Raw genomic sequence first — 10,534 nt, 5'->3', positions numbered from 1 at the left:
ATACAGAAAGATTCCAAGAAAAACTTCACGGCCTTTCCCCGATAGAATATCGGGAAAAGGCCGTGGCATAATACTCTTTTTATTACTGTCTACTTGACAGGGAGATGACCAGAGCAGATCCTCTCTTTCACTTCACATACACATAGGCTTCGTTTGCTGTTACATAATATGTTCTACCTTTACTATTGTGCACTTTATATTGTGATAAATTATTTACAATTACCTTTGTATCAATAATGAATCCTAAACCCATATCTACAGTACCGGCAACATCTTTATCCTGCCAAGATGGAGAATCATAGAAACGTAAATTATTTACTTTTGAAATAACTCTTTTACCAATTACTGTAGCAGGTTCATTGCCTTGGTAACGAATATATGAAGAATCATAATAAATCCATTGGTTACCACCAAGATGTAACCAGTTTCCTAATTTACCCCATACTTTATAAGCCTCACCTTTTTGTAGCTTACAAATAACACTATTTTCTGTTGATGGTCCAGAGCGGAGATTTACATTGTATCCTTCAATATATGCAACACCATTCGACTCTACTGTACCATATATTTTATTTGTTTTTTGTGGTTTGGTATCCACTGTAACCGTGCTCCCGTTATAAACCTTTAACACGTCTACTCGGAACTTAGCCTCAGATACGCCATGACTACGAAGATAATCTAGTGGATCTTCATGGTCTGTCCCACCTAATTTATACGTAATGTCCCTATGTGTCCATAATCCTTTAGAGGGATGAATATTTCGTTCTCGCAAGATTTTCCCAATTAATTCTATATATTTTTCATATGAACGTTTAAATTTCAATGGATCACTTGTCTCACACAATTCAACATGAACAAATCTAGCATTTGCTGCTGGACCTGCCCCCCATGCCTGATGTTTTGTAGATGCAATTTGAATCTTTTCATTCCAATCCACTGCGTAGTGAACAAACGCTGAACGCCATGTACGAGACTCATATTTTTGAATATTAATTGCTGGTGCCTCTGGGGTAGCTGTAGAATGTGCCACAACACCTTCATAAGCTCCAACACCATAACGGTATGGTTGTTTTGGTAAATCAGGAATAAATAGAATTCTATCAGCAAATACATTTGTTTCAATTGATAATACTAAAATAATAGCAACAACTATGGATAAAATATGCTTGTATTTCTTTTTCATTTTCTATCGGCATCCCTTTTTATAATTTTTGTATGGTCAAATAACCCACTAGCTGACAATCCGATAATTATTCCTTGAAATAAATTCAGTTTAATATCTTGAGACAAAAATAAAACACCTAGCGTAATGCCAAGTGTTAAATTAAATAACGGAATATATTTTGTTTGCAGTCCAGTTGTTTTTGCAATTTGTGAAATTCCTACAACAACCCCAATCATTGCCGTAATTTCAATCATTACATACCTCCCCCTTTCAAAAAGAAGGTAAGAGCAGCTCCAATTAGTCCACCAATAATAAGGCGTAGAATCCAAGTTGTATTAGCACTGATTTTGTCTAATTGCTTATTGATATTAATAATGTCCTTTTCATTACCTGTCGTCCGCATTTCTAAACTTCTAATCTCTAATCGTATATCCTTAATATCTTGCCTTATTTCCTGAACATCACCCTTCACCTCTTGTAAACTATCCATTTTACCACCTCTTTCCCACTTCTTACTTGATTAAAAATAAAAAGCCACTCATAGAGTAGCTCTTTATTCTCATCGTATATTAAAATGTTCTTCTTTTACCCATGTGTTTTGTCCAATGTCAATATAACCATCTTTTCTTGCAAAAATTCCATATGGATAAGATCCATCTACGTTTCCTTTATACTTTCCATTCGGACCATCATATGTGTTAATACCATAACCTGCTGGATATTTTGAGTAAGCATGGAACCACTCTACTTCAAAATGTTCTTCTTTCGCCCACGCTTCCCAACCTAGGCACAACATTTTTTCATTCCCACCATACCAAGCAGCATCTATAATTAAATATGGCATTTTTGTATTAATGACATTACCTGTGAACCAAGCATCTTTTCCAGGGCCACTATATAAATTGATACCCGATCCTTCTGGGTATTTAGACGTTGCAATTCCTAGTCCTTTTGGTTGTAGTGGTTTATTATTATCTTTGTTAAATGCTTTGTTTATCTTCTCAATGAATTGATCCAATCTTCCTTCATCGAGCATTCGGTGTGGGCAATGCTTTCCACTCCACGATTTATGTGTACGTACGTTACTAATCGGTATATTGAATTGTTTCATTAGCTGAGCAATAACAATTGCTGCATTATCTTCTGCTTTATAATATCTATCTCCACCGCTTAAAGAGTAACAAATTTCAACCCCGATAGATTTACGATTACCATTCCCGTTACCATCACCGGCATGCCAAGCATTACGATCAAACGGAATACCTTGCACTGCTTCTTTGTCGTCTACTGCAACATGAAACGACACTGAATTATTATTTCCAATCATATACGATATCTCATTTTCTGCTGATGCATCATTGTACGTATTATGTACTGTAATGAATTCTGGTGTCATTGTATTGGGACACTTTATACCATATTTACTTGGATCCACTAATTTTCTTCTAATTTCCATTACTGAACATCTCCTTTTTCTTTTATTTTTTATCATGTAAAATTCCATTGAATTATTAAGTCCATCTAGAAATTAAATGCTCATACATGCCGCATTTTATATAATGGGTTATAATCCTCATATTCAAAAAGGAAAAAGAGCAACCTTTTACATCAGTTGCTCTTTCAAAACTTCCACTCTATATTCCGCCCAGCATTTTACAGATATTACTCTCATCTCAAGAGGTATGATAACAAGTTTTTTCATTCTACTTAATACGTGCAGATTTAAAGATATTATCTTACATTAAAATGCTCTTCTTGTACCCATGTATTTTGTCCAATATCGATATAACCATCTTTTCTCGCAAAAACGCCATATGGATAAGATCCATCTACATTTCCTTTATAATTTCCATTTGGACCGTCATATGTGTTAATGCCATTACCTGCTGGATATTTTGAATAAGCATGAAACCACTCTACTTCAAAGTGCTCTTCTTTCGCCCATGCTTCCCAACCTAGGCACAACATTTTTTCATTTCCACCATACCAAGCAGCATCTATAATTAAATATGGCATTTTTGTATTAATAACATTACCCGTGAACCAAGCATCTTTTCCAGGGCCACTATATAAATTGATACCCGATCCTTCTGGGTATTTAGACGTTGCAATTCCTAGTCCTTTTGGTTGTAGTGGTTTATTAGAAGGATCAGTTGTACCACCACCGTCCCCTTTTCCTAAGTAATCTAATGGATTCACAGCATTACTCTTATTAACGTTCCAAGACCCTTTATGCAATTCAAAATGCAAGTGTTGACCACTAGAATCCCCTGTGTTCCCCATAATCCCAATAGTTTGTCCTTGTGTAACATAATCACCTTCTTTTACTGTTCGAGAACCACTACGCATATGGGCATATACCGTTTCCCATGTAATCCCATCAATAGTGTGCACAATCATAATACATTCACCATAACTGGATGAAACATAAGAACGACTAACTCGTCCGCTAGCCGCTGCATAAATTAGATGATAGCCCGATTCAGCAAGGTCTATCCCATGATGATCTGGTCTGCTCCCCCTAAAACCACTTGTTACTCTCGTTGTATCTGTTGGATAAATAAATTTTGCCATAATAATCTTCCTTTCTATTTATAAGTAATATAAAAAGGCACTTAAAAAAGCACCTTTTATAACACATTTTCTTAATGTTTAAATTTAATATTTATAATCAAAGAAAAAGAGATCCTTTGTTATTACCTTACATTAAAATGTTCTTCTTTTACCCATGTATTTTGTCCAATATCGATATAACCATCTTTTCTCGCAAAAACGCCATATGGATAAGATCCATCTACATTTCCTTTATAATTTCCATTTGGACCATCATATGTGTTAATACCATAACCTGCTGGATATTTTGAATAAGCATGGAACCACTCTACTTCAAAGTGCTCTTCTTTCGCCCATGCTTCCCAACCTAGGCACAACATTTTTTCATTCCCACCATACCAAGCAGCATCTATAATTAAATATGGCATTTTTGTATTAATAACATTACCTGTGAACCAAGCATCTTTTCCAGGGCCACTATATAAATTGATACCCGATCCTTCTGGGTATTTAGACGTTGCAATTCCTAGTCCTTTTGGTTGTAATGGCTTATTATCACCGCCACCATTTCCTTCATCAAAATCTACATATTGCTTAACAATTTCAGAGTAGAAGAAATTCCCTCCATTTTTATATCGGTAGCCACCATTGTATGCAATGGCAATAGGCTGACTATACTTGACCATAGCACCAGTCGTATTTCCAAGTGATGGCGCAACAACCGTTTTAGAATACTGATCTGCCACCGGTAATGAATGTTGTTTATTGTTAGAAGCTAACCAGCGAAGGTAAGCTCGTCCAAAATTATATGATTGAACAATGGCACTTAAATCTGTAATGCCATTTTTCTTTGCATCATCAAAAGCTCCTTTTAGATGCTTTACTCCATAATAAATTGAATCTTTAGGATTTTTAATTGTATTCATCGCCCAACCTTGTGATTCACTGGACTGCATAATATCAGGTGTTGTTTCAGAGTTTCCTCCACTCTCCACCATAATAATCCCAAGTACATAGGGAACTAATTCAGACACACCTTGTGCTGAACATTCACTTTCTACCATTGATTGCCAACGTAACACTTGTTGTGGCAGATTCTTTGTTTTAACTGAAGCAGCTAATATACTCATTACTAAATCTCTCCTTATTTTCCTATTATTTTTTCTATAAAACTCTTAATCTACTAAGTACCTCTAACACTTAAATGAAAATTATTTTTTAAAATTACTTCATTTTGCTCACCTTCTTTCACAACAAAAAGAGCAACCATAAAAATAGTTGCCCTTTCGTCGAAATCTTATATTACTACTATAAATCACTTTTTCAATACTTTCTGTACACTGCATGTATCCTACAAAAAGGTAACATTAAAACCCATCTACAAACTTGACAATCTTTCTTATTTCAGCATGTTTGCGTCGGATATAGCCTGTACTATAATGCAAGTCAAACGCTATTTGTTCTAAGGTCATTCCATCAATATACTTCATTTTGAGTATTTGATGATCTAATCCTGTAAACTTATTAATTAAAATCTTTAAATCAAATACTTCATTCATCTTATGTCCTAATTCATATTCAATAGCTTCAATCCGATCTTCTACTTTAGCCCCTTCCGATTCAGCAGTTAATCGTATATTTTGCAAGTCCCCACTAGTCCAGCGCTTTAACTCCGCTTTTGATTTGTCTAAGTTATATTCTAAATATGCAATTTCTTCTTCTAGTTTCTGATAATCTTTGAGCCAGTCAAACATATAATAATCCCCCTACTTTTCTTTATTTAAATGCTGCTTTTATTTTTATCACCAAAGATAAGCTAACCTTATTATCAATTTAATAAAATTTATAAATATTAATTATGATTTATATTTTTTTAATAAAGTTTTTAATCTCTCACGCTCTTCTTCAATAGTTAACTCATTATTTTTTATAGGCTGCTCTTCTGGAATATCTTCTTTTTCATGTAACCATTCTGGTACCATTTCATTTCGATTGGTATTCCCTGACCCAAATTGTTTTTTATTCTTACCAAGATCAAACTGTGCATCTAGCATAGCTACATCCTTGAGTGTTTTTACCTTTTTGGCTTCCCAATTTTTAAGAATCCCACGTACATATCTCCACTTTGGTACATTTTCATCAATTGATCTATTTACTGCTTCCCCAATTAGTTCACTACCTAATGATTCACAAAATGCACCAAGCTCTATAATTGCTATTTCACTTAATGAAATTCTATTCTTCATCAAAAATTGATGACTTATTTTAAAATCTTCATTTGTTAATTTTTTTGAGAGTAAACTTTGTTTATTATCATGAATATGATTTATATTTTGTATATCAGTATTTAGTTCTTTCGTACTTTGTATATTAGTATTTAGTAGCTTGTGATTATCCACCGGTAGGTTACCAGCAACAGGTTTTCCAGCAGGTGGGTTTTCCACTGGTGGATAATCATCCACTGGGATTTCGTAAATAATTGTCTCCCATCTAACAATTTTGTTTTTTTCATCTCTAACAGGAAATCTTCTAATATATCCGTACTCTTTTAATTCCTGCATTCCAGCTCTTAAGCTATTAATACCGTCTTTTGCATGTTGCGATAATTCTTCTCTATAAAACACCCAATCATCTGGAAGTGTAAGTATGTAAGCTAATATTCCTTTCGCCTTCCAAGAAAGCCTCTTATCCTTTAGACCGGTATTATTAATAACGGAATAATTATTATCTTTTTTTACTCGGAAAATCCCCATATTATCTACCTCTCATATTTTCAAACCTTTTTTACTTACTTATTGCAACTCTTAACTTCTCCATGACAAAATCTACTTTCCACACTTTTTAAACCAAAGTGCGGTTAAAAAGAACTTAAAGTTCGATTTATTACTAAAAAAAATATCATCTACACTCTTATCAAAAAACTGTGCAATCTTCCTAGCTGTCTCCATTGATGGCGTTCTTTCTTTTTGATCAATCATTCGAATATAGCGTTCAGTTACTCCGCAATAGCTAGCAATTTCTTTATATAAGTTTTTTTTCGGATCGTACATTTTATTTCCCATTATCACACCTCCATAAGAACAATTAGTTCTAAATAAAGATTAAAGAACTAATTGTTCTTTGTCAATGCATAAAAGAACTTTTTGTGCTAAAATGAATTCAAAGAGAACAATTAGTTCAATTAGAGAGGTGAACGATGTGATAGGACTTAGAATAAAATCCTTACGAAAAAAAGAGAATTTAACTCAAAAACAACTGGCAGAAAAAATCGGCGTATCCCAAAGAATGATAGGTTACTACGAATCAGAAGAGAGGTTCCCTCCACATGATGTTTTAACTAAATTAGCTGATTGCTTTTCAGTTTCAGCTGACTATTTACTTGGTCGATCTGTTACAGGCGAACCAAACGAACAAGTAACGCCAAAAGATGAGAAAGATATAGCAAAAAGAATGGAAGAAATAAAGAAAGATCTACAAGGCGAAGATGGCTTAATGTTCTCTGGTGAACCTATGAGTCAAGAAGCGGTAGAGTCATTATTAGATGCGATGGAGTACATTGTAAAACAAACAAAAGTAATCAATAAAAAATACGTGCCTAAGAAATATCGTAATCCAGACGATAACTGATGCAAGCTTAGGAGGGAAAACATTGAAATTCGTCATTAGAGATCTAGTCCAACAACTTTGCACCAAATACAACACGAAAAACCCCTATGAGCTTGCAGATTACTTAAAAATACATGTACTAACATGGGATTTACATGAAGAAATAAATGGTTTTTATAAATATGAAAAAAGAAATCGTTTCATTGTTATTAATACTAATTTATCTCCATCTATGCAGAGAACTGTTTGTGCCCATGAATTAGGACACGCGGTTCTACATACTCATGCAAATACACCTTTTCTGCGTAAGAATACATTCTTTTCCGTTGATAAATTAGAGATAGAAGCAAATACGTTTGCTGCGCTTTTGTTAATTGACCAAAAGACCATTCAGCGTGGTGATACAAAAGCATGTATAGCATACAAAAATAATATTCCTGTTGAACTTTTGGAATTTTACAAGCCTTGCTAAAGGAATTAAGATGTTTTAATTGTTGGTTCAAACGCTGACGAGAAAAAGAGAGTGCTCCATCTTTAAAGCAAAAGAAATGAAATAGTATCTATTTTTTAAAAAATCTATACAGTTAAAGCAAATAAAAAAAATGCACCTCTAATTGTTAATTATGTGTCTAACAATTGGGGTGCACTTCAATAACAGTAGGTCTGTTTCAAAAAATCAATAAGCCCTAATATTGTCTATCCTTCACTGTACGAAAATCAATACACTACTTAAATATTACTTTCCTTGTACAGAAATTCCTAATACATAGTAATCTGGATGTAGAGTAACTACAGACTCCCCAGGTTTTACCCACTGTAGAGGACTTACATTTAATTCTACGCTATGATTATCTTTTTCAAAACGATTGATATAATCCTTATCATTTTTTACAAAACTATCAATTTCTTTTTTTAATTCTGGATTTGGATTTACTAATCTATCAATCTCTTTATCAAGAGTGAAATTCGGATTTATCATATGCATCCAGTTTTTCGCTAACTCAACAGTTGATTTGTCAACGACAAACATGAAATAGAAGTTATCTTCATCCTTCCCAACAAACGAAAATGAACCATGAGAGTCAATCATTCTTGGCAAATTAGGAGTATATAGATCAATTTCTGATGCTACATATCTATATCTGAAATTCGCATTATATTTCTTATTTACTTCAGTAACAAGATTTTGACCTTGTTTAGAAATAGATCGCTCTCTTACAGATGAAATTTCAATTGAATATCTATCAAAGAAAAAATCATCTGTCACTAACGCATTGGGAATACCTATTGGCGTTACCCCTGGTTTTGTCTCTGGCTTTGGCTCTGGTTTTGTTTCTTTTTCAACTGCATTAATAGAGTTATATAAGAACTGACTATACGCTTCACGTGTTACAAACATTTTTGGAGAATACATATTACCTCCAGTACCAATTGTAACCCCATTTTCCTCTAATGCACTAATTGCACCGTAAGACCAAGAATTTTTATCAACATCTGAAAATTTTGTTGTTTTCGTTGCCTTAAATTTAAAAGCATTTGTAAGTGCTTGTGCCATTTGTTCACGAGTTAAAATATCATCTGGACCATACTTCCCATCACCAAATCCATTTACAAATCCTGCTTTAGCAAGTGCTAAGATTTCTTTTTCAAACAAATGTCCTTTAATATCAGTAAAAGGATTTTTGAAGCTAGCATCTGCATCTGCTGGTTTTAGGTACATATAAATCATTCGAGCAACTTGCCCACGAGTTACATTGTCACCAAAGCCAAAGATATTATTTCCGTACCCTTGCACTACTTTACGATTTGTTAAATCATAAATTGCTTTTGTAGACCAGTGATTTGCTGGAACATCTTTAAATGTTGTATCTGCCTGTACATTTGATAAAGATGTAAAAGTTGTTGCTGCAAGTACTACACCTGTTAAAATCATTTTTTTCATTTTCATGCTATTTCCCCTTCTTCTCCTAATTATTTTTACGAATGAAAATATACTTTATTTTCCAACGTAATCATAATAACACAAATACATTATATTTATATATATTTATTTATCGTTTTTAATGATAAAAATACTAATCCTCCCAGAACACTATAGACTCACAAAAAAACTCTTCTTGCCTATAGAAGAGTTTTTACTACGACTTCACTGTTAAATAGCATTTTCCTTTATTTCAAGTAAATGTCTGCTGTATTCTTTTTAAACTAGCCGAGATATTGTTTTAGTATTTCTAGCCCTATTTTCAACTCTTCTAATGAGTTTGTAGAGGATAGAGCAACTCTTAAATACTGATTAGGCATGGTTTGTGCGGTAATAAAGCGCTCGGAATGAAAAACCCGAATGCCGTGCCTCTCCAAATCTGTTTCTAATTGAAATGCATCATAATGATTTTGAATAGGTAGCCAACGGTAAAAACTAAAAGGATGCCCTACAGCCTTGTTGGAAGAAAAATAGCCTGAATAAATTTCGTTTGCAGACTCCGCTAAAAATTTCTTCTGCTTAACAATTTCATGAGCTTTTCCTGATAACACTAGCTCTGTTATCACCTCTACGTCTAAAGAAGATGTTTTAACATTGACATTAAATATAGCCTTTAAAATATCCTTACGTAAGGCATCCCCGAATACCATATAAGCAACCCTTAATCCTGAACAAATGCACTTAGAAGTTCCACTAATATAAACACTTTGTTCTGGAAGTAAATTAAACATTGGTTGCTCATAATCAGAAATAACCCCTGCTGTCAAAAATGCATGAATATCATCCTCAATCAAAATTATTTGATGCTTTCGAATGATTGCTGCTAACTCTTTTTTTCGAAAATCTGAAATCATAATCGTAGTAGGATTAGAGCAAGAAGGCATTAAAAAAATACCATGAATATCTAATTGACTACATTGCTTATCGAGTTCACTTGGGAGCATTCCAAATTCATCCCCTTGAATGGGTACTAATTGAATATGTAGCATTTTTGCCAATTCGATAAAATTTGAATAGGTGTATACATCAGTTGCAATTCGGTTTCCAGGTTTAAACAACGCTGTCAATGTAATCGCTAAAGCATTTTGTGACCCCGAAACTATTGCTATATGGTCTTGATCCCATGCCCATCAACTTAAAAATCTTCACTACCCCCAAGTGTAAAAAAACGTTATTCTTTCTAAAAAAGCTAGACTAGAAAGGATGACGTTTTCTTATGAATCTCTCGA

The 10,534-nt window shown here is 33.7% G+C and carries 13 protein-coding genes and 1 pseudogene; 3 read left to right on the top strand and 11 right to left on the bottom strand.

What is annotated here, in order from left to right:
* On the top strand, positions 1-71 hold a 71-nt coding region (locus tag MR168_RS33785; protein ID WP_325782447.1), incomplete at its 5' end, for an IS3 family transposase.
* 56 nt (positions 72-127) lie between these two features.
* Here the strand turns inward: MR168_RS33785 and MR168_RS30240 are convergent.
* The 9 genes from MR168_RS30240 to MR168_RS30200 form a co-directional block, all read right to left on the bottom strand.
* Positions 128-1,183, bottom strand: coding sequence for an N-acetylmuramoyl-L-alanine amidase (locus tag MR168_RS30240; protein WP_086411693.1), 1,056 nt, complete (start codon positions 1,181-1,183; stop codon positions 128-130).
* Positions 1,180-1,419 carry a holin gene (locus MR168_RS30235; RefSeq protein WP_076775817.1) on the bottom strand — a complete coding sequence of 80 codons (240 nt, stop codon included), beginning with the start codon at positions 1,417-1,419 and terminating at the stop codon, positions 1,180-1,182. Before MR168_RS30235 ends, MR168_RS30240 begins: the two co-directional genes overlap by 4 nt.
* Positions 1,419-1,655, bottom strand: coding sequence for a hemolysin XhlA family protein (locus MR168_RS30230; protein ID WP_000377825.1), 237 nt, complete (start codon positions 1,653-1,655; stop codon positions 1,419-1,421). The genes MR168_RS30235 and MR168_RS30230 overlap by 1 nt, the downstream gene beginning before the upstream one ends.
* A gap of 69 nt (positions 1,656-1,724) precedes the next feature.
* Entirely contained in the window at positions 1,725-2,621 is an 897-nt protein-coding gene (locus MR168_RS30225) for a peptidoglycan recognition protein family protein (protein ID WP_086411692.1), read from the bottom strand.
* A gap of 275 nt (positions 2,622-2,896) precedes the next feature.
* On the bottom strand, positions 2,897-3,739 hold the full coding sequence (locus MR168_RS30220; protein ID WP_086411691.1) for a M23 family metallopeptidase: 843 nt from the start codon (positions 3,737-3,739) through the stop codon (positions 2,897-2,899).
* Positions 3,740-3,861: 122 nt separating this feature from the next.
* A complete protein-coding gene (locus MR168_RS30215) occupies positions 3,862-4,848 on the bottom strand; it encodes a lysozyme family protein (RefSeq protein ID WP_086411690.1) in 987 nt (328 codons plus the stop codon).
* 237 nt (positions 4,849-5,085) lie between these two features.
* Positions 5,086-5,472 (bottom strand): hypothetical protein, encoded by a 387-nt coding sequence (locus MR168_RS30210; RefSeq protein ID WP_000460733.1) that lies wholly within the window; start codon positions 5,470-5,472, stop codon positions 5,086-5,088.
* 102 nt (positions 5,473-5,574) lie between these two features.
* Positions 5,575-6,471 (bottom strand): DnaD domain protein, encoded by an 897-nt coding sequence (locus tag MR168_RS30205; RefSeq protein ID WP_086411689.1) that lies wholly within the window; start codon positions 6,469-6,471, stop codon positions 5,575-5,577.
* A gap of 72 nt (positions 6,472-6,543) precedes the next feature.
* Positions 6,544-6,780, bottom strand: a complete 237-nt coding sequence (locus tag MR168_RS30200) for a helix-turn-helix transcriptional regulator (RefSeq protein WP_000527101.1) — start codon at positions 6,778-6,780, stop codon at positions 6,544-6,546.
* Between the two features lie 136 nt (positions 6,781-6,916).
* On the opposite strand from MR168_RS30200, the gene MR168_RS30195 reads away from it, so the two are divergent.
* Together MR168_RS30195 and MR168_RS30190 are read left to right on the top strand one after the other, a co-directional pair.
* Entirely contained in the window at positions 6,917-7,345 is a 429-nt protein-coding gene (locus tag MR168_RS30195) for a helix-turn-helix domain-containing protein (protein ID WP_000579788.1), read from the top strand.
* 22 nt (positions 7,346-7,367) lie between these two features.
* Positions 7,368-7,796, top strand: a complete 429-nt coding sequence (locus tag MR168_RS30190) for an ImmA/IrrE family metallo-endopeptidase (protein ID WP_000673778.1) — start codon at positions 7,368-7,370, stop codon at positions 7,794-7,796.
* Positions 7,797-8,060: 264 nt separating this feature from the next.
* Here the strand turns inward: MR168_RS30190 and MR168_RS30185 are convergent, their stop codons facing one another.
* Both MR168_RS30185 and MR168_RS30180 read right to left on the bottom strand, forming a co-directional pair.
* On the bottom strand, positions 8,061-9,272 hold the full coding sequence (locus MR168_RS30185) for an S-layer homology domain-containing protein (protein WP_174402591.1): 1,212 nt from the start codon (positions 9,270-9,272) through the stop codon (positions 8,061-8,063).
* Between the two features lie 257 nt (positions 9,273-9,529).
* Positions 9,530-10,426: pseudogene (locus tag MR168_RS30180) on the bottom strand (aminotransferase class I/II-fold pyridoxal phosphate-dependent enzyme); the annotation flags it as partial.
* Positions 10,427-10,534: the final 108 nt, after the last annotated feature.

The organism is Bacillus cereus group sp. BfR-BA-01356, from assembly GCF_022663635.1.
GTDB classification, from domain to species: domain Bacteria; phylum Bacillota; class Bacilli; order Bacillales; family Bacillaceae_G; genus Bacillus_A; species Bacillus_A cereus.
The sequence above is the reverse complement of the archived record's forward strand: the minus strand, read 5'-3'. Positions and strand labels throughout refer to the sequence as shown.

What these genes read in the sequence shown, in the direction of transcription:
- MR168_RS30210 (WP_000460733.1), bottom strand. Translation starts at nt 5,472, where the DNA reads ATGTTTGACTGGCTCAAAGATTATCAGAAACTAGAAGAAGAAATTGCA.
- MR168_RS30215 (WP_086411690.1), bottom strand. Translation starts at nt 4,848, where the DNA reads ATGAGTATATTAGCTGCTTCAGTTAAAACAAAGAATCTGCCACAACAA.
- MR168_RS30205 (WP_086411689.1), bottom strand. Translation starts at nt 6,471, where the DNA reads ATGGGGATTTTCCGAGTAAAAAAAGATAATAATTATTCCGTTATTAAT.
- MR168_RS30225 (WP_086411692.1), bottom strand. Translation starts at nt 2,621, where the DNA reads ATGGAAATTAGAAGAAAATTAGTGGATCCAAGTAAATATGGTATAAAG.
- MR168_RS30200 (WP_000527101.1), bottom strand. Translation starts at nt 6,780, where the DNA reads ATGGGAAATAAAATGTACGATCCGAAAAAAAACTTATATAAAGAAATT.
- MR168_RS30220 (WP_086411691.1), bottom strand. Translation starts at nt 3,739, where the DNA reads ATGGCAAAATTTATTTATCCAACAGATACAACGAGAGTAACAAGTGGT.
- MR168_RS30235 (WP_076775817.1), bottom strand. Translation starts at nt 1,419, where the DNA reads ATGATTGAAATTACGGCAATGATTGGGGTTGTTGTAGGAATTTCACAA.
- MR168_RS30185 (WP_174402591.1), bottom strand. Translation starts at nt 9,272, where the DNA reads ATGAAAATGAAAAAAATGATTTTAACAGGTGTAGTACTTGCAGCAACA.
- MR168_RS30240 (WP_086411693.1), bottom strand. Translation starts at nt 1,183, where the DNA reads ATGAAAAAGAAATACAAGCATATTTTATCCATAGTTGTTGCTATTATT.
- MR168_RS30230 (WP_000377825.1), bottom strand. Translation starts at nt 1,655, where the DNA reads ATGGATAGTTTACAAGAGGTGAAGGGTGATGTTCAGGAAATAAGGCAA.